The 21,020-nt window shown below is 69.2% G+C and carries 20 protein-coding genes and 1 rRNA gene; 15 read left to right on the forward strand and 6 right to left on the reverse strand.

The window, feature by feature from the left end:
• Position 1: 1 nt before the first annotated feature.
• The 4 genes from rrf (at position 2) to FKR81_RS32745 (ending at position 5,535) form a co-directional block, all read left to right on the forward strand.
• Positions 2-118 (forward strand): 5S ribosomal RNA (gene rrf, locus FKR81_RS32730).
• Positions 119-188: 70 nt separating this feature from the next.
• On the forward strand, positions 189-1,016 hold the full coding sequence (locus tag FKR81_RS32735) for a GNAT family N-acetyltransferase (RefSeq protein ID WP_146358006.1): 828 nt from the start codon (positions 189-191) through the stop codon (positions 1,014-1,016).
• Between the two features lie 17 nt (positions 1,017-1,033).
• Complete coding sequence (locus tag FKR81_RS32740; protein ID WP_235921891.1) at positions 1,034-2,590, forward strand: deoxyguanosinetriphosphate triphosphohydrolase family protein; 1,557 nt, start codon at positions 1,034-1,036, stop codon at positions 2,588-2,590.
• Positions 2,591-2,766: 176 nt separating this feature from the next.
• On the forward strand, positions 2,767-5,535 hold the full coding sequence (locus FKR81_RS32745) for a S8 family serine peptidase (protein WP_146358190.1): 2,769 nt from the start codon (positions 2,767-2,769) through the stop codon (positions 5,533-5,535).
• 64 nt (positions 5,536-5,599) lie between these two features.
• Here FKR81_RS32745 and FKR81_RS32750 read toward each other — a convergent pair whose 3' ends face one another.
• Both FKR81_RS32750 and FKR81_RS45285 read right to left on the reverse strand, forming a co-directional pair.
• Positions 5,600-6,397, reverse strand: a complete 798-nt coding sequence (locus FKR81_RS32750; protein WP_235921893.1) for a hypothetical protein — start codon at positions 6,395-6,397, stop codon at positions 5,600-5,602.
• A 294-nt stretch (positions 6,398-6,691) separates the two neighbouring features.
• Entirely contained in the window at positions 6,692-6,970 is a 279-nt protein-coding gene (locus FKR81_RS45285; protein ID WP_235921894.1) for a hypothetical protein, read from the reverse strand.
• A 3-nt stretch (positions 6,971-6,973) separates the two neighbouring features.
• On the opposite strand from FKR81_RS45285, the gene FKR81_RS45290 reads away from it, so the two are divergent.
• Positions 6,974-7,312, forward strand: coding sequence for a hypothetical protein (locus tag FKR81_RS45290; RefSeq protein ID WP_235921895.1), 339 nt, complete (start codon positions 6,974-6,976; stop codon positions 7,310-7,312).
• Positions 7,313-7,504: 192 nt separating this feature from the next.
• Positions 7,505-8,158, forward strand: a complete 654-nt coding sequence (locus tag FKR81_RS32760; protein ID WP_146358010.1) for an acVLRF1 family peptidyl-tRNA hydrolase — start codon at positions 7,505-7,507, stop codon at positions 8,156-8,158.
• A gap of 5 nt (positions 8,159-8,163) precedes the next feature.
• Here FKR81_RS32760 and FKR81_RS32765 read toward each other — a convergent pair whose 3' ends face one another.
• Complete coding sequence (locus FKR81_RS32765) at positions 8,164-8,937, reverse strand: SDR family oxidoreductase (protein WP_146358012.1); 774 nt, start codon at positions 8,935-8,937, stop codon at positions 8,164-8,166.
• Between the two features lie 137 nt (positions 8,938-9,074).
• Between FKR81_RS32765 and FKR81_RS32770 the strand changes: the two genes are divergently transcribed.
• The 4 genes from FKR81_RS32770 to FKR81_RS32785 all read left to right on the forward strand — a co-directional run bounded on the left by FKR81_RS32770 (position 9,075) and on the right by FKR81_RS32785 (position 14,085).
• Positions 9,075-10,703, forward strand: a complete 1,629-nt coding sequence (locus FKR81_RS32770) for an ABC-F family ATP-binding cassette domain-containing protein (protein ID WP_146358014.1) — start codon at positions 9,075-9,077, stop codon at positions 10,701-10,703.
• 175 nt (positions 10,704-10,878) lie between these two features.
• Positions 10,879-11,088, forward strand: a complete 210-nt coding sequence (locus tag FKR81_RS32775; protein WP_030473247.1) for a helix-turn-helix domain-containing protein — start codon at positions 10,879-10,881, stop codon at positions 11,086-11,088.
• Between the two features lie 47 nt (positions 11,089-11,135).
• Positions 11,136-11,945 carry an enoyl-CoA hydratase/isomerase family protein gene (locus FKR81_RS32780; RefSeq protein ID WP_235921896.1) on the forward strand — a complete coding sequence of 270 codons (810 nt, stop codon included), beginning with the start codon at positions 11,136-11,138 and terminating at the stop codon, positions 11,943-11,945.
• 226 nt (positions 11,946-12,171) lie between these two features.
• A complete protein-coding gene (locus tag FKR81_RS32785) occupies positions 12,172-14,085 on the forward strand; it encodes an ABC transporter ATP-binding protein (RefSeq protein WP_407936563.1) in 1,914 nt (637 codons plus the stop codon).
• Here FKR81_RS32785 and FKR81_RS32790 read toward each other — a convergent pair.
• Both FKR81_RS32790 and FKR81_RS32795 read right to left on the reverse strand, forming a co-directional pair.
• Positions 14,035-15,597, reverse strand: coding sequence for a penicillin-binding transpeptidase domain-containing protein (locus FKR81_RS32790; RefSeq protein ID WP_146358018.1), 1,563 nt, complete (start codon positions 15,595-15,597; stop codon positions 14,035-14,037). The genes FKR81_RS32785 and FKR81_RS32790 overlap by 51 nt on opposite strands.
• 73 nt (positions 15,598-15,670) lie before the next feature.
• Positions 15,671-16,411, reverse strand: a complete 741-nt coding sequence (locus tag FKR81_RS32795; protein WP_146358021.1) for an SIS domain-containing protein — start codon at positions 16,409-16,411, stop codon at positions 15,671-15,673.
• 80 nt (positions 16,412-16,491) lie between these two features.
• Here FKR81_RS32795 and FKR81_RS32800 point away from each other — a divergent pair, with 80 nt between their 5' ends.
• Genes FKR81_RS32800 through FKR81_RS32810 form a run of 3 tightly spaced genes read left to right on the forward strand, consistent with a single transcriptional unit; the run spans position 16,492 to position 18,620 of the window.
• A complete protein-coding gene (locus FKR81_RS32800) occupies positions 16,492-16,707 on the forward strand; it encodes a hypothetical protein (RefSeq protein ID WP_235921897.1) in 216 nt (71 codons plus the stop codon).
• A 28-nt stretch (positions 16,708-16,735) separates the two neighbouring features.
• The gene (locus tag FKR81_RS32805; protein WP_186763309.1) at positions 16,736-17,500 is read left to right on the forward strand and encodes a DeoR/GlpR family DNA-binding transcription regulator; all 765 of its coding nucleotides are present in this window, start codon (positions 16,736-16,738) and stop codon (positions 17,498-17,500) included.
• Complete coding sequence (locus FKR81_RS32810) at positions 17,493-18,620, forward strand: MFS transporter (protein ID WP_146358025.1); 1,128 nt, start codon at positions 17,493-17,495, stop codon at positions 18,618-18,620. The genes FKR81_RS32805 and FKR81_RS32810 overlap by 8 nt, the downstream gene beginning before the upstream one ends.
• Here the strand turns inward: FKR81_RS32810 and FKR81_RS32815 are convergent.
• A complete protein-coding gene (locus FKR81_RS32815; RefSeq protein ID WP_146358027.1) occupies positions 18,613-19,560 on the reverse strand; it encodes an ArsR/SmtB family transcription factor in 948 nt (315 codons plus the stop codon). The genes FKR81_RS32810 and FKR81_RS32815 overlap by 8 nt on opposite strands.
• Positions 19,561-19,727: 167 nt before the next feature.
• Between FKR81_RS32815 and FKR81_RS32820 the strand changes: the two genes are divergently transcribed.
• Positions 19,728-20,339 (forward strand): C39 family peptidase, encoded by a 612-nt coding sequence (locus FKR81_RS32820; protein WP_146358029.1) that lies wholly within the window; start codon positions 19,728-19,730, stop codon positions 20,337-20,339.
• A complete protein-coding gene (locus FKR81_RS32825) occupies positions 20,339-20,887 on the forward strand; it encodes a C39 family peptidase (protein WP_146358031.1) in 549 nt (182 codons plus the stop codon). Before FKR81_RS32820 ends, FKR81_RS32825 begins: the two co-directional genes overlap by 1 nt.
• The last annotated feature ends 133 nt before the right edge of the window (positions 20,888-21,020 follow it).

The following is a 21,020-nucleotide window of genomic DNA, read 5'->3' on the forward strand; positions in this document are numbered from 1 at the left end:
TTTCGGTGGTTATAGCGTTGGGGAAACACCCGGTCCCATTCCGAACCCGGTAGTTAAGCCCTTCTGCGCCGATGGTACTGCACTGGTGACGGTGTGGGAGAGTAGGTCGCCGCCGGACAAAATTTCCTTGTAGGGGCCCAGTACGCTGGGCCCCTACAAGGCTTTTCGGCGTTCTTGGGGGCGCACGGATGGAAGCAATCGTCCACACCGACCGCAAGCTGTTCGCCGCACTGGTGCGGGACCGGTTCGCCGAGGACCCCGTCCTGCACACCATCGCGATCAGCGTCCTGAACCGCTACGTCGACCACCCCAGGGACGGCGATCCCGAGCTCGTGATGGTCACCCTCCACGAGAACGACGAGCTCGTCGGCTCACTGCTCCGCACCCCGCCGTGGCACGTCCAGCTCACCGACTGGCCGGTGGAAGCCGTCGACCTGGCCATCGACCTGCTGCGCCGCATCGACCCCGAACTGCCCGGCGCCATAGGCCCCTCCGGCACAGCTGAGGCGTTCGCCACGCGCTGGACCGACCAGGCGCAGGTCAACATCCTGGAGAGGCTCTACCGCCTCGAAGAGCTCGAAGCACCCGACGCGCCCGGCACGTTCCGCATGGCCGGCGAGGACGACGTGCCCCTGCTGGCGGGATGGCGGCACGACTTCTACGCCGAGGCACTGCCGAGCGAACCGCAGACGGCGTCCGGAGAAGAGATCATCCGCAGCTCGCTCGCGCTCGGCTACGGCAACGCGCTGTGGGAACGCGACGGCACACCGGTCGCCTGGGCGACCGCGGGTCCGCCGAACAACGGCATGTCGCGCGTCGGCCCCGTCTACACACCGCCGGAGCACCGCAGGCACGGCTACGGCGCCGCTGTGACGGCCGCGGTCAGCCGATGGGCGCTCGACGCGGGCGCCGAGCACGTCGTCCTCTTCGCGGACCTGCTCAACCCGGTCTCGAACTCCATCTACCAGCGAATCGGCTACCGCCCGGTGTGTGACTGGACCGACTACCGCTGGTGACCGACTACCGTTCTCCCATGCACCACGAGCTTCGAGAAGCCCGCCGCTCGAACACCGCGGGGGACATGCCGGACCTCGCTACGAGCCCGTTCCGGATCGACCGCGACCGCGTCGCCAGCTCGCCGTTCTTCGCGCGGCTCGGCGGCGTCACGCAGGTCGTCAGCTCCACCGGATCCGGTCTGCTCGTGCACAACCGGCTCACGCACAGCCTGAAGGTCGCGCAGGCCGCGCGCGCGATCGCGGAACGGCTCGGCAGCAGGCCCGAACTCACCGTGGTGCTGGACAAGCTCGGTGGCTGCGAACCGGACGTCGCCGAGGCCGCGGCGCTCGCGCACGACCTGGGGCACCCGCCGTTCGGACACCTCGGCGAGCGGGTGCTCGACCGGCTCGCGCGGCACCGGTTCGGGCTGCCCGACGGGTTCGAGGGCAACGCGCAGTCGTTCCGCATCGTCACGACCACCGACGTCCGCGGGCCTGCCGCGCGCGGGCTCGACCTGACCGTCGCCGTGCGCGCGGCGATGCTCAAGTACCCGTGGACGCGCCTGTCGTACCCGAACCCGCACCCGAAGGACCTGCCGGTGCCGCCGCGCGGTGCGGCCGAGCCCGCGGACATGCCCGGCACGGGCAGCGCCAAGTTCTCCGCGTACGTCTCCGAGATCGACGACGTCATCCAGGCGCGGTCGGCGTTCCACGGCAAGATCGAGAGCTGGCAGCAGACCGTCGAGGCCTCGGTCATGGACACGGCGGACGACATCGCGTACGCCATCCACGACCTCGAGGACTTCCACCGGGTCGGCGTGCTCCAGCACGCCACGGTGTCCGCCGAGCTCGGCACGTGGCGCATCGAGGCGCTGGAGCTGGCCGGCCTGTCACGCGAGGACCTCCGCGCACAGATCCGCCGCCCCGGCCGTTCGCTGGAGACGTTGCGCCGCCGCCTGCACGCCAAGGACTCGTGGGTGATGAACGACGAGGCGTTCGCGGCCGCCGTCGTGAAGGTCAGCGGTGACCTCGTGGAGGGGCTGCTGTCCGTCCCGTTCGACGGTTCCGTCGAAGCAGAGCAGGCGCTCGCGCGGTTCTCGGCGCGCTGGACGCGCAGGCTCGTCGACGCGGTCGGCATCCTCGAGGAGCCGACGCCGCGCACGGGGCACGTGGTGCTCGCGGTGCCGCAGTGGCACGAGGTGCAGGTGCTGAAGTTCGTGCACCAGCGGTTCGTGTTGCTGCGCCCGGATCTCGCGCTGCACCAACGAGGTCAGGCCCGGCTGTTGACCGCGCTCGTCGAGGCGCTCGAGCAGTGGGTCACCGATCGGCACGAGGCCAACCGGTTGCCGCGTCGGCTGCACGACCTCGTCGAGCTGGCCGAAACGGAGTACTCGGCGCTCGCCCGAACAGAGCCGTCCACATTGGTCGGTGCGACCGGCGAGATGCCGATTGGTACCGATGCAGTCAAGGCGCTCGCACGGGGTCGCGCGGTGGTCGACTTCATCGCCTCGCTGACCGACAACCAGGCAGCTGCGCTGCTGGAAGCGCTTTCCGGACGAACGGGTCAGTTGTGGACGGACGCGTTTGTTCTGTGAACTGTGATTGCGTCTGGTAGGTGAGAACTACCCCGAAAGGCTGCTGACTGTCGTCAGTCGTGCACCATACGTTGACGCCTCGGACCGGTTACCGCCGGCCGAAGGCCGCGTGCGTCGGGGGCACGCTCAACGTTCGGGGGAGAATCCCTGTGCGCAGATTTCGAAGAGGCACCAACCTGTTCACAGCGGGTACCGCACTTCTGTTAGCGGTTCTGGGGACTGTGACGCCGGCTTCCGCAGATGCACCCAAGGCGTCCAAGACGATCAACGCCAAGACCGCGGCTCAGATCGCCGCGTTGCAGGACATCAAGAAGCACCTCACGCCCGCTGAGTCCAAAGTGGCCAGCTCGCTCGTGGTGGAGCAGAAGCGCCGCACTCAGATGGGCACGATGAGCGCGCTGCCGTCGGTGCAGACCGGCGTCGCGGTGTCGGGGCAGGGCACCACGCTCGTCGACATCAGGGCCAAGCAGTACTCGGACGACCTCGTCAACGCTGTCCGCTCGGCGGGCGGACAGATCAGGGCGCTGTCGCCGGAGCACCGCACGATCCGGGCCGAGATGCCGCTGGACCAGGTGAGCGCTCTCGCGGGCCGCGCCGACGTCAAGCGCGTCGAGTCCGCCAGCGAAGCGATGACCTCGAAGGTCGAGAAGTTCGAGGATCGCAACGCCAAGCGCAAGCAGCAGCCGTCCAAGGAGGACAAGGCTCGGGAGATCGAGCGCAAGCTCGCCGAGAAGCAGGTCTCCATCAAGGCGGTCAAGACGAACGAGGGCGACCGCACGCACGCGGCCGACACCGCTCGTCAGACGCACCACGTGACCGGTGTCGGCACGAAGCTATGCGCGCTGTCGGACGGCATCGCGTCGCTCGCCGTGTCGCAGGCCGCCGGTGAGCTCCCGGCTGTCGACGTCGTTCCGGGCCAGGAGGGTTCCGGCGACGAGGGCACCGCGATGCTCGAGATCCTGCACGACGTCGCGCCCAACGCCGAACTCGGTTTCGCGACGGCGTTCAACGGTGACGCCTCGTTCGCCGACAACATCAAGAAGCTGCGCTTCCAGCTCGGCTGCGACGTCATCGTCGACGACGTCCTGTACTTCAACGAGTCACCGTTCCAGGACGGCATCATCGCCGCCGCGGTCGACGCCGTCGCCGCTGACGGCGCCGTGTACTTCTCGTCCGCCGGCAACGAGGGCAACGTCGTCGACGGCACCTCGGGCCACTGGGAGGGGCAGTTCGTCGACTCCGGTGTCGGTGTCGGCAAGTTCGCGGGCACCGCGCACGACTTCGACCCGAACCCCGGGATGAAGCAGGTGCTCAACCCGCTGTCGTCGTACTCGGGCAACGTGCCGGTCACGCTGTTCTGGAACGACCCCGCTGACCAGTCGTTCAACGACTACGACCTGTACCTGGTCAACCAGCAGGGCAACGTCGCGGCGTTCAGCCAGAACACGCAGGACGGCACGCAGGACCCGTACGAGCTGCTGCGCACGCCCGCCAGCAGCGCGGGCACGCGGCTCGCGGTCGTGAAGTTCCGCGGCGATGACAAGTACATCGCGCTGTCCGCGCTGCGCGGCCGGTTCGCGGACTCGACCGACGGTCTCAAGAAGTACGCGACGCCCGGTGTGACGCGCGGCCACTCGGCCGCCAAGGGCGCGGTCTCGGTCGCGGCGGCCCCCGCGGGCCAGGCGCTCGGGTTCGACCTGCACCCCGGTGACCCGGCGAACCCGAAGGGTCCGTTCCCCGGCGTGTACGACGCGACGCAGAAGCTCGAGCGCTTCTCGTCCGACGGCCCGCGCAAGGTGTTCTTCAAGGCCGACGGCACGCCCGAGGAGCAGGTGCGGCAGAAGCCGGACATCACTGCTGCCGACGGTGTGACGACCAGCGTCAGCGGCTTCTCGCCGTTCTTCGGCACGTCGGCGGCGGCGCCGAACGCGGCGGCCATCGCAGGCTTGATCCTGTCCGGCAACCCGACGTTGAAGCCCGCTGAGGTCCGGGAAGCGCTGAGCACGACGGCACTCGACATCGTCGAGTCCGGTGTGGACGGTCGTTCCGGTGCGGGCATCGTCATGGCGGACAAGGCGTTGGCGCACACCGGTGCGTCGCCGCAGGCACTCGCCAAGGCGCAGCGCCCGACGGTGCTGAACGACAACGACGGCAGCGCGTACTTCAAGCCGGGCACCACGGCGACCGTGACCGTGCCGGTGTTCAACGGCGGTGACGGCTCCGCGGCGTCGACGAGCCTCGTGCTCACCTCGCCGTCGGCCGGTGTCACCATCGCGCCGCGCTCGAAGTACTACGGCAACATCGACGTCGGCCAGACCGTGAGCAACACCTTCAAGGTGTCGATCCCGGCCAACGCGCAGCTCGGCGACGCCGTGCGGCTCGACGCGCGGGTGACGTTCGCGGGCACGACCTCGCCGACGACGGCGACGTTCCAGTTCGCGGTCGGTGAGCCGTCTCGCGAGTTCAAGCACTTCGCGTACGCCGGGCCCGCTCTGGCGATCCCGGACAACGACCCGACCGGTGTCTCGGTTCCGTTCGCGGTGACCGGTGTGGGCCGTGCGTCGAAGCTGACGTTCACCATCGACGGTGAGACCTGTTCGACCGCTGACGGCGCGACGACCGTCGGCATCGACCACACCTTCGTCGGTGACCTGGTCGGCACGCTGACCTCGCCGACCGGTGCGACCGTCACGCTGTTCCAGCGCAACGGCAGCACGGGCAACAACCTCTGCAAGGTCGTGTTCGACGACACCGCCGCGCGGGCGTTCTCGTCGGTGAGCAGCACCGATGCTCCGTTCACCGGCTCGTGGCGTGCCGCGACGCCGTTGAGCGGGCTGATCGGCGCCACCGCTGACGGCACGTGGACCCTCAAGGTCGTGGACGGCGCGACTGCGGACCGCGGTTCCATCCGCTCGGTGGCCCTGCACCTCGCGGGCTACGTGTGATCGTCCTGAAGTGAACGAAAAGGGGAGCTTCCGTAGCGGAAGCTCCCCTTTTCGGTACTCACGTCTAGCGGTTGCCGGGCCACTCCCACCGGACACCGAACACGCCGGGTCCGAAGCCGAGTGCCACGGCGTGGACGCCGTGTTCGCTGTCGAGGGTGAGGTTGCGGCGCCGGGAAGGCGTCTCGTCACCCGCGGGCACGCTGTACTGCTGGATGCGCGCCGGGGCTCCGGCCTCGTCGAAGCGGACCTCGATGACGTACTCGCGGACCGGGAGCCGGAACTTCCGGGCGAACGAGTTGTTGCCCTTCGGGTAGTGGCCCTCGGGGAACGCGAGCTCGTACTCCATGATGATCGTCTCGCCGCGCGCGAGCGGGCGCTCGAACATCATCTCGGCCACCATGATGTTGGCCTCGTGGTCCTTGGCGACCCGGCCGAGGTGGCAGTTGCGCACGTTCACCACTTCGGGCAGGACGTCCTGCTCCTCGGTTTCGAAGACGAGCGCCCAGCGATCCGGGCCGTCCTGCTCCGCGCGGAGGATCTGCCGCACCCACACAGATTTCTGCCCGCCGTCGGCAGAGATCTCGATGCGGTCGTGCTGACTGATCCGGCCGAGCTTGAGATCCGACGAGGTGTCGACCTTGGCGAGCAGGTTCGCGACCCGTTCCCGCCGCGCCCACAACGCGTCGATCGGCATCATCGTCGTCGGACGGCAACGCCTGCCGCGCGGACGCGGCGGACCCAGCAGTGCCGACAGACCGGACTGGGGGACACCCAGCACGGACTCGAGGTGCCGCAGTGCTTCGAGCGACTCGGGTCGTTCGGGCCTTCGCCTTCCTGACTGCCAGTAGCTCAACGTCGCCACACTGATGGTGACGCCGCGTAGTGCCAACCGGTGCTGGATGCGGTCGAGGCTCAGCCGGCTCGCCTTGATAGCAGCCCTGAGAGCCTCCGGGAAGGGCCCGGTGGTCAGGAGCTGCGTCAGGCTGCCGTGGCCCGTCGATTCTGAATCTTCAACGGACTGTGTTGGTCGACCGGCAGCGATGGTCATGGTGACTCCCCGCTGTCATAAGATCACGCCCCAGTGACCCTACCCGCCTGTGAACACCCCTAGTGGACGCCGGATGGAGTCAATGGTTAATCCATACGGTTGACAGGTTCACGCTTTCGGTACGAATCTGTCAAGGACTTCCAACCGATCAGTAACATTTGGCTGCGTTAGCGCCGAGTGATCGCTTGGCTCTAGTGTGTGCGCAATGAACGGCCTCGACCCGCTCGCGTCGGTCGCCGACGCCGTGCTCGGACCGGCCCGCACTCCGTCGTTGATCTTCTCGACGTCGTTCCCGGCACCTTCGTCGACGTCGTCCGCGTCTGCGACGACCTCCTGCCTCGGCTCGCTCACGAGGAATCTCTGCTGGACGCGCTCGTCCTCGCTCACGCGGTGCTGCGTCCTGGCGGGGTCCTGGTCGCGGCGGTGCCCGAGCTAGGCAGGCTCGGGGCTCTGCGGCCCGCTGCTCCGCCGCCCAAGGTGTCCGGGGACCGGGTCATCGTGCAGCTGTGGGACTGGGCGCCTGATGGGCAGTCCTACGGGCTCGAGGTCGTGCAGCTCGTGCGCGGCGGGTCCGGGTGGGAGGTGTCCGGGGCCGTCGAGACGCGGCATCGGGTGTTGAGTGCGGCTCAGGTGTCTGCCGCGTTGCGGGATGCCGGGTTCGGGGTGGTGCAGCGGCTGGAGCCTGCGGAGAGCGGGCATCCGTTGCCCGTGTGGGTGGCGGTCGCTTAGCCGGTGGGTTCGGATCGCGCTGGTTCTGACTGCAGCCGCTGGTTGCTGATCGAAGCCGCCGCTGGTTTCTGACCGAATACGGCCTGTTCTGCGACTGAGGGCCGTGGACTGTCGGTGTCAGTTGGGAGAATGAAAGCAGGGGACCCCCTGGCGGGGACGCCTGTGTGAACGTGTCCAAGCGCAGGGGGCGGCATGGCGAAGGTGCGATCGGTGCCCGGCGGAGGCCGTGCCGTCGAGCTGCAGCCCGAACGTCTCCAGGGCTGGTTCGAGCGCTTCGGCGAACGCCACGGCGGCATCCACGACACCGAGATCCGCGAACGCGACGTCGTCGTCACCGCGAAGGACGGGGCGCGCGCCGAGCTGGTGGGCGAGTTCGAGCCCGGCGCGTGGCCCGGCCTCGAGATCGGCCAGGTGCTCGAGGAGCTGATGAGGCCGAAGCGGATCGGGCTGCTCCTCGTCCGCCTCGGCGGCCACAGCATCGGCATCGCGGTCGGCGGCAGGGTCGAGGTGTCCACGACGGACAGCCACCTCGTGCACGGCCGCAACAAGGCCGGTGGCTGGTCCCAGCAGCGCTTCGCGCGCCGCAGGGAGGGGCAGGCGCGGGTCGCGCTGCAGGCGGCCGCTGACGACGCCGTGCGGGTGCTCGCGCCGCGCATCGGTGAGCTGGACGCCGTCGTGCTGGGTGGTGACCGGCAGGCGCTGGACGTGTTGCGCGAGGACCGGCGCCTCGCCGACGTGTTCGCGAAGGCCGCGGACAGGGTCCTCGACGTGGCTGAGCCGCGGCGCGCGGTGCTCGACGACGCGGCCGTGCGGGCGCGCGCCGTCGAGGTGGTTGTTCGCGACTGACGAACTCAGCCGGTGGTACCGGTCGCCAGCAGGCCGCCGTCGACGCGGACGGTCTCGCCGGTGATCCACGAGGCGTCGTCGGACACGAGGAACGCGACGAGCTTCGCCACGTCCTCCGGGGTGCCCAGGCGCTTCATCGGGTACTGCTGCGTCGCCTCGTCCTCGCGGCCGGACCACAGCGCCTCGGCGAACTTGGTCTTCACCACGGCCGGGGCCACCGCGTTGACCCGCACGCGCGGGCCCAGCTGCCACGCCAGTTCCTCGGTCAGCCGGATGAGCGCGGCCTTCGAGGCACCGTAGGCGCCGATCACGCCGGTCGAGCGCAGGCCGCCGACGGACGCGATGTTGACGATCGCGCCGCCGTGCTCGCCCAGCCACGCCTTCCACGCCTGCTGCGCGAAGCCCAGGGCCGCGACGACGTTGACGTCGAAGATCTTGCGCACCGCGTTCAGGTCCGCCTCCATGAGGAAACCGAACTGCGGGTTGATGCCGGTGTTGTTCACGAGCACGTCGAGGCTGCCGAACCGCTCCACGGTCCGCACGACGGCTTCTTCGCGCGCGGCGTCGTCGCCCGCGTTGCCGGGGACGGCGAGCACGCGGTCGGCGGGCACACCGGCGTCGGCGGCGAGTGAGGCGGCCGCGGCGTTGCACGCCTCCGGCTTGCGGCTGGTGATCGTCACCGAGGCGCCGCGGGAGAGCAGCTCGTGGGCGATGCCGTAGCCGATGCCTCGCGACGCGCCTGTGACCAGCGCCGCCTTGCCCGTGAAGTCTTGACTCATGGCACGCAATGTATGCCGCTGACCACATGTGGAAAATCCGGTGGCCCGGACCCCGTAGACTGGGCGGGTGATCATCCTCCTGGAGTAGCCGCGTACGCGCCGTCCCTCTGCCGTACCCACTTCCATGGAGCATTCCCTTGATCACCGCAACCGATCTCGAGTTGCGCGCGGGCTCACGCATTCTCGTGTCCGGCGCCAACCTGCGCGTTCAGCCCGGCGACCGCATCGGCCTCGTCGGCCGCAACGGCGCGGGCAAGACCACTTCGCTGCGCGTTCTCGCGGGTGAGGGCCAGCCGTACGCGGGCGACGTCCGCCGCACCGGCGAGCTCGGCTACCTGCCGCAGGACCCCCGCGAGGGCGACCTGTCCGTCATCGCCAAGGACCGCGTGCTGTCCGCGCGCGGCCTCGACCAGCTGCTCCGCGACATGGAGAAGGCCCAGTCGAAGATGGCGGAGCTGGTCGACCCCGACGAGCTCGACACCGCCGTGCGCAAGTACGGCAAGCTCGAGGAGCGCTTCGCCGCGCTCGGCGGGTACGCCGCCGAGTCCGAGGCTGCGCGCATCTGCTCGAACCTCGGCCTGCCGGACCGCGTGCTGGCGCAGCCGCTGCAGACGCTCTCCGGCGGTCAGCGCCGCCGCGTCGAGCTCGCGCGCATCCTGTTCGCCGCGTCCGAGGCGGGCATCGGCGCCAAGTCGAGCACGATCCTGCTGATCGACGAGCCGACCAACCACCTCGACGCGGACTCCATCGCGTGGCTGCGAGGGTTCCTCAAGTCGCACGACGGCGGGCTCGTGGTCATCAGCCACGACGTCGAGCTGCTCGACGACGTCGTGAACAAGGTGTGGTTCCTCGACGCTATTCGCGGTGAGGTCGACATCTACAACCTCGGCTGGAAGAAGTACCTCGAGGCGCGCGCGACCGACGAGAAGCGCCGCCGCCGCGAGCGCGCCAACGCCGAGAAGAAGGCAGGCGCGCTGATGACGCAGGCCGCCAAGATGGGTGCGAAGGCCACGAAGGCCGTTGCGGCGCAGAACATGGCGAAGCGCGCCCAGAAGCTGCTCGACGGTCTCGACGAGGTGCGCCAGAGCGACAAGGTCGCGAGGATCCGCTTCCCCGCGCCCGCTCCGTGCGGCAAGACGCCTTTGATGGCAGAGGGTCTGAGCAAGTCCTACGGCTCGCTGGAGATCTTCACCGGCGTGGACCTCGCGATCGACAAGGGTTCGCGGGTCGTCGTGCTCGGCCTGAACGGTGCGGGCAAGACGACGCTGCTGCGTCTGCTGGGCGGCGGCGAGACCGCGGATTCGGGTTCAGTTGTGCCGGGCCACGGCCTGAAGCTGGGCTACTTCGCGCAGGAGCACGAGACGCTCGACCACGACGCGTCGGTGTGGGACAACATCCGCCACGCCGCGCCGGACGAGCAGGAGCAGCGGTTGCGTTCGCTGCTCGGCACGTTCCTGTTCAGCGGTGAACAGCTCGACCAGCCCGCGGGCACGCTGTCCGGTGGCGAGAAGACGCGCCTCGCGTTGGCGGGACTCGTGTCGAGCGCGGCGAACGTGCTGCTGCTCGACGAGCCGACCAACAACCTCGACCCGGCTTCACGTGAGCAGGTGCTCGACGCGTTGCGCCGCTACGAGGGCGCGGTCGTTCTGGTGACGCACGACCCCGGTGCCGTCGAGGCTCTGGAGCCCGAACGAGTGATCCTTTTGCCTGACGGCACCGAGGATCATTGGTCGGAGGACTACCTCGAACTCGTGCAGTTGGCGTGATCTCCACTCCTCAAAGGGTTACCGTGTGCGTCGATTGATCAACTGAGTGTGATCGAATCGACCGTTCGGCGATCTCTTTGCTTGATCACCTGGCGTTCTGACCTTTCCTGTTCGATCATTGCGACGACAGGGGCCGTCGAACGGCCCGACCTGCTCGTACGGAAGGCGGGACAAGGTGGCTGACCTGAAGAAGGGTGCCCGGATCACCGGCGCCACGCGGGACAAGCTGGCCGCTGACCTGAAGAAGAAGTACGAAAAGGGCGCGAGCATCCGGGCTCTGGCCGAGAGCACCGGGCGTTCCTACGGCTTCGTGCACCGGGTTCTGTCGGAATCCGGCGTCACGCTGCGCGGTCGCGGTGGCGCCACCCGGACGAAGAAGAAGTAAATTGGGCTACTCTCCGGTAACTAGCTTCTAGTTGCCGGAGGTCTCACGTGCCAGGTCAGGAAATCGACGCTGGCGTGCTCGAGCGCGGAGGTGTGCGGCTCGTCGTCGACGGGCCGCGTGCGACGATCACGCTCGATCGCCCTGATGTGCTCAATGCGCAGACGCCTTCCACGTGGGAAGCGTTGCGGGCGATCGGTGAAAGCCTGGGCCCGGACGTCCGCGTGGTGGTCGTCCGGGGTTCCGGTCGTGCCTTCTCGGCGGGACTGGACAGGCGGATGTTCACCGGCGAACGCGTCGATGGCGAGCCGTCGCTGCTGGAGATCATGCAAGGCTCCCAGCAGGAGGCGGACGCCCGCATCGCGCGGTACCAGGACGGCTTCCGATGGCTGCGCGACCCCTCGAGGGTCACCATCGCGGCCGTGCAGGGCCACGCGATCGGCGCTGGTTTCCAGCTCGCACTGGCATGTGATTTCCGCGTGCTCGCCGAGGACGCGTTGCTGTGCATGGCGGAGCCGTCGCTCGGGCTGGTGCCCGACCTGGGCGGCACGCTGCCACTGGTGCGCCTCGTCGGCTACTCGCGCGCGGCCGAGATCTGCGTGACCACGCGGCGCGTCCCCGCGGACGAGGCGCTGCGCATGGGGCTCGCGAACTCCGTCGTGCCCGTTTCCGGACTCGACGACGCGGTGGACGAGCTCGTCGCGCAGGTGCTCAAGCCGATGCCCGGAGCTGTCTCCGAGACGCTCGCCTTGATCGCTTCCGCTACCTCCGGCGTGTCCGACGACGAGCAGCTGGCGCTGGAACGTGCCGCCCAGATGCGGCGGCTCACCGAGCTCGCGAAGCTCGCCGGCAAGCTGTAGCGCGCCGGCAAGCTCTGGCGTCGCCGGAACTGTCGGTACCCACGGCTAGGCTCGGATTCGGGGGACTTCGTCCCCGCGACCGGCGTGAGCAGCCCCCGAATTCGAGCCTACTCAGTGGTACCGACAGTCCCGGCCGCCTCGCGTCTCCTGTTCGTCCGGGGCGAACGGCGGGAAGTTGTCGGGGTCATGTGGTGTTGTTGGGAACGTGGACGGTTCCTGGCGGTTGATGATGGGCGCGATGGGTCGCGCCGAGGCACCCAAGTCGGTGCGTCGCGGCACGATGCGCCGGGTGCTGCGCTTCGCCAAACCGCACCGCACGAAGCTGATCGTGTTCCTGTTGCTCACGGTGATCTCGTCGGTCCTCGCGGTGAGCACCCCGGTGCTGGCCGGCCGCGTCGTGGACGTCATCGTCCAGGGTCAGGCGCCGAGTGTCGTGGTGTGGCTCGCGCTCGCGATCGCGGCCATAGCGATTGCTGATGCCGGGCTGGGGCTCGTCGAGCGGTGGCAGTCGACCCGCATCGGCGAGGGGCTGATCTACGACCTGCGCCGTGCGGTTTTCGGGCACGTGCAACGGATGCCGATCGCGTTCTTCACCCGCACCCGCACCGGTGCGCTGGTCAGCAGGCTCAACAACGACGTCATCGGCGCGCAGCGGGCGTTCACGTCCACGTTGTCCGGTGTCGTGACGAACGTGATCCAGCTGGTGCTGTCGCTGGCCGTCATGTTCACGCTGTCGTGGCAGGTGACGGCGCTCGCGCTGCTGCTCCTGCCGGTGTTCGTGCTGCCCACGCGGCGGATGGGCACGAAGATGGCCGACCTGCAACGGGAGGCGTCGGGGCTCAACGCGTCGATGGTCACGCAGACCACCGAACGGTTCTCGGCGCCCGGCGCGACGCTCGTGAAGCTGTTCGGGCGGCCCCAGGTCGAGGAGCAGGAGTTCGGGCTCCACGCGGCGCGCGTGCGGGACATCGGGATCAAGACCGCGATGGCCACGCGCTGGTTCATGACCGGGTTGACGCTGGTCAGCGCGCTCGCGCAGGCGCTGGTGTACGGGCTCGGCGGCTACCTCGCGCTCACCGGGCGCCTCGCGCCCGGCACGGTCGTGTCCCTCGCGTTGCTGCTGACCCGCCTCTACTCGCCGCTGACGGCACTCGCGAACGCGCGGGTGGACATCATGACCGCCCTGGTCAGCTTCGAGCGGGTCTTCGAGGTGCTCGACCTCGACCCGATGATCAAGGAGAGCCCGAAGCCGAAGACGGTTCCCAGCGGGCCGGTGTCCGTGGAGTTCGATCAGGTGCGCTTCGCGTACCCGAGTGCGGACAAGGTGTCGCTGGCCAGTCTGGAGTCAGTGGCCACTTTGGACACTCGCGGCGGCGAGGAAGTGTTGCACGGCATCAGCTTCAAGGCCGAGGCCGGACAGGTTCTGGCGCTGGTCGGGCCGTCGGGAGCGGGCAAGTCGACGCTCGCGAGCCTCGTGCCGCGGCTGTACGACGTGGACGAAGGCGCGATCCGGCTGTCCGGTGTGGATGTCAGGGACCTGTCGTTCGACGCGATCAGGGACACCGTCGGCGTCGTCACCCAGGACGGGCACCTCTTCCACGACACGATCCGGGCGAACCTCGAGTACGCCGATCCCGATGCGACAGAAGAAGAACTGTGGGACGCGCTGCGCAGGGCGCGGCTCGGCAAGCTCGTCGAGGAGCTGCCGGACCAGCTCGAGACGGTCGTGGGCGAGCGCGGCTACCGGCTCAGCGGCGGTGAGCGGCAGCGGTTGACGATCGCGCGGCTGCTGCTGGCCAAGCCGAAGGTCGTGATCCTCGACGAGGCGACCGCGCACCTGGACTCGGAGTCCGAGGTCGCGGTGCAGGCCGCGCTCACCGAGGCGCTCAAGGGGCGCACCGCGCTCGTGATCGCGCACCGGCTCTCCACGATCCGGGGCGCCGACCAGATCCTCGTCGTCGAGGACGGCGAGATCGCCGAACAGGGCACGCACGCCGAGCTGATCGACCGCGACGGCCGGTACGCCGAGCTGTACCACACCCAGTTCGACGAGCCCCCGGTCGTCGCGATCTACCCGACGCCGAACTTCTCAGCCAATGGCGCCGAGGAACTGACCGGCGGCCTTCACGGCAGGCCCTGAGGAGCCCGCGCCCTTCACGAACACCGCGAACGCGACGTTGCCGCGGTAGCCCACGAACCAGCCGTGCGCCTCCTGCGGGTTCAGCTCGGCGGTGCCGGTCTTGCCGTACACGGTGCCGTAGCCGGCGAGTGCTTGAGCGGTGCCCGACGTGACGCACTCGCGCATGGACGTGCGCAGCGCGTTCAGCGCCTGAGGCGAGGGCGGCGCCGCACCGCCCGAGGTCACCTCGGGTGCCTTGCCGCGCACCAGCGTCGGCATTGGCTTCTTGCCCTGCGCGACGGTCGCCGCCACCAGAGCCATGCCGAACGGGCTCGCGGTGACCGTGCCCTGCCCGAAGCTGTTCTCCACCTGCTCGTCGTCGCTGTCCGCCGGCCGGACCTTGCCGGTGTTCGACTCCGTTCCCGCGATGATGTAGTCCGTGCCGAGCCCGAACTGCTGTGCCGTCGACGGCAGCACGTTCCGTGTCAACTGGTGCCCGAGCATCGCGAAGGTGGTGTTGCACGACTTCGCGAACGCCATCTTGAACGAGATCTTGTTCGGGTAGCCGAAGAGGTCCTGGTTCGGCACGTACCGCGTGCCGACGGTCTTCTCCGCGGGACAGTCGAGCGGGGTGTCCGCGCCTTGCACGAGCCCGTTCTGCAACGCCGCCGCACCGGTGACGATCTTCATCGTCGAACCGGGCGCGTACTGGCCGCTGAAGGGGCTGCTGCCCAGCGCGTCGTTCGACGCGACCGCGCGGATCTCGGTGTTGCTCGGGTCGATGGCGACGATCGCGGCACCCTGTGGCAGCGCGTCCACGGCCGCCTGCGCCGACTTCTGGATCGCCGGGTCGATGGTGACGGTGACCTTCTCACCGGCCACGGGCTTCTCGCCGTCGAGCGGGGTGAAGACCTGGCCCGCCATGATGCCGGCCTCCCAGCCGTCAGTGCCCTTGAGGCTGCCGAGCTGGCCGGTGACCGCGTCGTACAGGGCCTTCGGCATGGAGCTCGCGTTCAGCGCCGCGCCGTCCGGACCCAGCAGCGCGCCGTCGGCGACGGCGTCGCGGTAGGTGAGGTGCTGGCCGTCGGCGAGCTTCGGGTGCAGCACGGTCGGCGCCCAGTGCACCTTCCACTGGGCATTGACCTGCACCATGCCCAACTCGACGACGAAGGCGAACGGTTTGCCGTTCGGCAGCTTCCACGTGACGTCCGCGGACAGCGTCACCGCGTCGGCAGGCGCTTCCTTCAGCTTCGCGCGGTAGCTCGCCATGCCCATCCCGTTCCTCTGGGCAGCGAGCGCCGCCCCGGCCGCGGTCGGGTTGTCGGTCTTGTTCGCGGCCCCCGCCGGATCAGTGGTGGCGATCGCCGACAAGAACGCTTCCGCCGCGATCTTCGGTGACGTCTTCGGTGGCACGTACGGCGTCGTGTTCGGATTGCTCCCGCTTCCGAACACGACGACGACGGCGGCGACCACGATCGCCGCCGCCGTGACTCCGCCGCTGGCCAGCACCCATCTACGGGTCTTGTTGTTCATCCCCAGATCCCCCCAGAACCAAGATGAGGGGAACGCTAACCGACGGGTGTGGAGATTTCGTGCGTAGCTCTACTCAACCCAGCTGCGGGATGCGGTTCTGGTAGCGCCGCAGCAGGTCGGCGTTGGCCGTGTCGCCGCCCTCGACGTTCGCGCTGCGCCACAGCGGCAGCTCGACGCCCTGGTCGGTCGCCTTGTCGACGAGCCGCACCATCAGCAGGTTCCACAGGAACGTCGTGGCCAGAGTGGACACGGCCGCGGTGACCGGCGCCTCCGCCGGGTAGGTCGAGTCGCCGGACGGCACCAGGTTGTCCAGCACGACCGTCGCCACCTCGGCGAGCGTGGTGCCTGCGCGACGGGGTGCGGACGCGCTGGCGGTCACCGACGTCACCGCGACGACCGGGCAACCGGCGTCCGCGGCCTCGATGGCGAGCTCGACGGGGTACGGGTTGACGCCCGAGGTGGAGAACACGAAGAGCACGTCGTGCGGGGCGAGCCCGGCGTCGCGGAGCACCTCGTTCGCGAGGCCGGTGCGGCGCTCGGCCGCGGTGCTGCTGATCGCGCCGTGCATGGGCAGCAGCTCGGGGTGGTAGATCGGCCGGACGCAGGCGAGCCCGCCCGCGCGGTAGAACGTCTCGGCGACCGCCGCGAGCGAGTGCCCGGCACCCGCTGTGAGGATCGTCCCGTCGGCCTGCACGGCGGCTAGAACCAGCTCGGCGACGTCGTCCAGCGCCGCCGCGTTGTGCTGTTCAACCCTGGTCAGGTGGGTGCGAACGAGGTTGCCGTAGTCGGAACCGGTCACCGTGTCGGTCGTCATGCGGGTCAGTAGTACCCGACTATCAGTAACCTCGCCAGCACCTTCCCCGATAGGCGCGGTACAAGGCGGAAGGAGGTGAGATGGGGAGCCACCGGATCAGGCAGCGCATGCATGACTACTTCAGAATCCCGCACTTCACGATCTGGGTCTTTCTGACGGCCGTGTTCGCGGCGGCCGGCGCGGTCCACATCGCGCTCGCGATCACGTACTCGGTGATGTGGGCCTTCTGGGTTGCCGCACTCGTGCTCGTGATCGGCGGAGCCTGTGCACTGGCGGCGGTGCGCTCACGACTGTAGTTGCTTTGTTAACACCCTGTGTGTTCGTATGCACATCGTGGATGTTGCGAAACGGCACGAGCTCATCTTGCAGTCGTTGCGCCGGGGGGACCGGGTCGGCGTGGGGGAGTTGGCGGAGCTGACCGGGTGTTCGGAGATGACGGTTCGCCGCGACCTGGACCAGTTGGAGAAAGAAGGGCTGCTCCGGCGGGTGCGGGGCGCGGCGGTCAGCATGCTCACGGGCGAGGAGACGCCGTTCGCGGCACGCAGCAAGCAGCGCCTCGACGTCAAACGCCGCATCGGCGTCGAGGTCGCCTCGCTGATCGAGGACGGCGAGACGGTCGTGCTGGACGGCGGCAGCACGACCGTCGAAGCCGCGCGCCTGCTGGTGAACCGCAGGCTCACCGTCCTGCCGCTGTCGCTGCACGGACTCGAGGTGCTGCGCGCCGCGGACCAGGTCCGCGTCGTCGTGCCGGGAGGCGACCTGAGGCCGGGCGAGCAGTCGTTCGTCGGCCCGCTCGCCGAGCACGCGTTCGACGTCATGCGGTTCGACACCATGATCCTCGGCAGCTGCGGACTCTCCGCGCGCAACGGGATCTCCGCGCACGACCTGGCCGAGGGCGCGGTCAAGAAGGCCGCCGTCGAGGCGTCATCGCGGGTGATCGCCGCCGTCGACAGCTCCAAGTTCGGCCGCACGGCGTTCGGCCGCGTCTGCCCGATCAGCGACGTCGACGTGCTCGTCACCGACACCGACGCGCCCGCGGACGAGATCGCCGAGATCCGCGCGCACGGAGTCGAAGTCCGCCTTGTCTGAGCCCCGCGCGGCCCGGTTCGTCACGACCGCGGTGTTCGTGGCGCACGCGATCGGCTTCGGCGCGTGGACACCGCACATCCCGCTGGTGAAGGACCGGCTCGACCTGTCGGAGGCGACGCTCGGGTTCGCGTTGTTCGGCGCGTCCGTCGGATCCGTCGCGGCGATGCTGCTGTGCGGACCGGTGATCGCCAGGTGCGGCAGCCGCCGGGTGACCGCCATCGCACTCGTCGCCTACGCCCTCACCAACCCGTTGCTCGGACTCGCGTGGTCACCTCTTTCCTTGTTCGTCGCGCTCACGTTGTGGGGCGGCGCGCAGGGTCTCCTCGGCGTCGCGATGAACTCCCAGGCCGTCACGGTCGAACGCGCGTACCCGCGGCCGATCATGTCGTCCATCCACGCCTTCTGGAGCCTCGGCGCGTTCCTCGGCGTGACCATCGGATCGGTGTTCATCCGGTTCGGGTTCGACCTGGCGCAGCAGATGGTCGTGATCGCCGCGGTGTTCGTGCTCGCCACCTGGCCGCTGGCCAGGCCGATGCTCACCGACCGGGTCGAGGTCGAGCAGCACCGGCTCGCGCTGCCGTGGCGCGACCGGCGGCTGCTGGCGCTCGGCGGACTGATGTTCGCCGCGCTGCTCGTCGAGGGCGCGGTCGGCGACTGGTCGGCCGTGTACCTGCGGGAGTCGCTCGGCGCGCCGGAGTCGTTGTCCGGGCTCGGGTACTCGGTGTTCGCGATGACGATGTTCACCGGCCGCGCACTCGGCGACCGGTGGGTCGGCCGCTTCGGCGCGCGCCGCGTGCTCGGGACGCTGGCGCTCGTCGGCGGTTCCGCGATGGCCGTCGCGCTGATGATCGGCTCGTTCTGGCCAGCCGTCGCCGGGTTCACGGTGATCGGGATCGGGCTGTCGTGCAACGTGCCGGTCATGTACAGCGCCGCGGCCGGTGAGGCGGACGGCCACGCGGCGCACGCGATCGCCGCCGTGTCGACGGCCGGGTGGGCCGGTCTGCTCATCGGCCCGGTGCTGATCGGCATGCTCGCGCACGTCACGTCGCTGCCGATCGCACTGGGCCTGCTGCCACTGCTCTGCCTGGTGGTCGCCTTCGGTTCCCGCATCCTCAGGTGAGGAGCTCGACGCCGAGGCGGCTGGCGGTGTGCAGGACGGTGTTGCGGTGGCGCTGGGTCACCGCGAGGCCGGCTTCGCGCAGCACGGTCGCGTGCGCGCTGGCCGACGCGGGGGAGATGCCCAGGCGGCGCGCCAGCTCGGTCGTGGTGCAACCGCCTGCGATGACCTCCAGCGCGGCGGCCCGTGTCCGGCCGAGCAACGCCTCCAGCGTGCGGGGGTTGCCGTTGCTGATGTGCAGGTCCCGTTCGACCGGGTAGACGAGCACCGGCGGGCGGTCGGCGTCGCGCAGCATGATCGGCTTGCCCCAGCAGAAGTACGACGGCACGAGCACCAGGCCCTTGCCGCCCAGGTGCACGTCGCGTTCGGGGAAGCGGTAGCCGATGTGCAGCACCGGCGAACGCCAGGTGATCGTCGGGTGCAGGTCCTCCAGCAGTCGCTCGCAGCCGCCGTCGAGGAACTGCCGCGCCCGCACCGCGCGGTCCGCGTCGCACACGCCGCGCACGTCGTCCCACACCGGCGCCAGCGCGGCGTCGTAATACCCGCGCAGCGCCTCGCCGAGCTCGTCGAGCGCACCGGTGTCGCCGGTCGCGAGCAGGTGCGTGCGCGGGTCGAGCCGCTGCTGCGCGCCGAGCTGGTCGAGGTCCGTGCGCAGCTGGTGCGCGGGCGTGGACAGCACCGCGTCGATGCCGTCGTCCACGCCGCAGCCCGCCGTGGGCGTGAGGAAGTCCGGCGAGTAGCCGACCGGCGGCGCGAGCTGCATCAGCCAGCGCGCCTCCGGCGCCAGCCTGCCGCGCACCTCCTGGCGCCACTGGCCGAAGACCGGCGCCCCGTCCCGCTGCCGCAGCACGTGCAGGCTCAGCAGGATCTCCCACATCGGGTCGGGCCCTGAGGACACCCGTACCCGCGCCAAGTCCTCCGCAGTGAAGTGCACCCGCAGCACGGCGTCAGAGTCCCAGCACTTGGTCAACCACACAATCACCCGTCTGATCTGCGTTTTTAGTCCCTGGCCGAACGTCGTGGCGGGCGTCACACCGGTGCCGCCACTCTTTGTGACGTGGCGCCGCAGGGGGCGGTGCCCGCTCAGAGGGAAACTGAGGGGAACTACGCATGAAGCTCGGAAAGATCGTGGGCACCGTTCTCGCGGCTTCGATCGCGCTCGGCCTGTCCACCCCCGTCGCCGCTCTCGCCGCGTCGAACGAGACCGTCATCCCCGCCGCTGCCGAACTCGGCATCCAGGGTGAAGGCGTGCTGCCGCACCAATTCCAGGTGCAGCAGACCGGCTACTGGTGCTCGGCTGCGGCCGCTCGCATCGCGCTCACCGCACGCGGCAAGTACCCGTCGCAGCAGGAGCTGGCGAACTACATGAAGCTCACCCCGAGCACGGGTCTGCCGAACATCAAGAACCTGGAGAACGCGCTCGACAAGTGGACGGGCAGCACGTACTACCAGGTCAAGCAGTGGTCGAACGACGCTCAGCTGCTGCAGAAGCTCAAGTACGACGTCGTCTACAACGCTGACCGCGGCCACGCCGTCGTGATCAACGTGATCCGCCTCAACGGCCGCAACTACTCCGGCGGCCACTACGCGACGATCGTCGGCTACCGGGCGGGCGGCAACCAGTTCGCCGTCTCCGACCCGGCGTACTCGGGCGGTGCGCTGCACTGGCTCGACGCGGGCAACGTCGCGGGCGGCATCAAGCTGCGCCGGTACGTCGCCTGATGCGGATCATCGCGGTGATCGTCGCCCTCGCGGCGGCGATGGGACTGGTGACGGGCACGGCGGCCGCCGTCGACAAGTCGGTGCCGTTCCAGTACCAGCAGCAGGAGACCGGTTACTGGTGCGCCGCGGCGAGCGCTCGCATCGCGTTGACGGCCAAGGGGAAGTACGTCCCGCAGGCCACGCTCGCGAGCTACATGGGGATTCGGCCGGACATCGGCCTGCCGAACATCAACAACCTGAAGAACGCGCTCAACCACTACACCGGTGTCGGCTACTACCAGGTGAAGCAGTGGGGCTCCGACGCGGAACTGCGGACGCGGCTGCTCGCGGACGTGAAGTTCAACGTCGACCGGGGGTGGGCGACGGTCATCAACGTGACGCGACTCGGTGGCCGGTCCTACCCCGGCGGGCACTACGCGGTGATCGTCGGATACCGGGACAGCACGCACTACGCGATCTCGGACCCGGCCTACCCGCAGCACCAGCGGATCTGGCTCACGGTGTCGGACGTGACGTCCGGCATCAAGCTCCGCCGGTACGTGGCCTGAGGTCATCGGACTTCAGATCGCGGGGCTTCAGATCACTGGGCTGATCCACGTCGGCGCCGTCCGCCACGTCCTCGCAGGGGACGTGGCGGACGGCGCTTCCGCGCAGCTCCTGGCGTGCGCCCGGGGAGCAGGC

The sequence above is a fragment of the Lentzea tibetensis genome (assembly GCF_007845675.1).
GTDB lineage: Bacteria > Actinomycetota > Actinomycetes > Mycobacteriales > Pseudonocardiaceae > Lentzea > Lentzea tibetensis.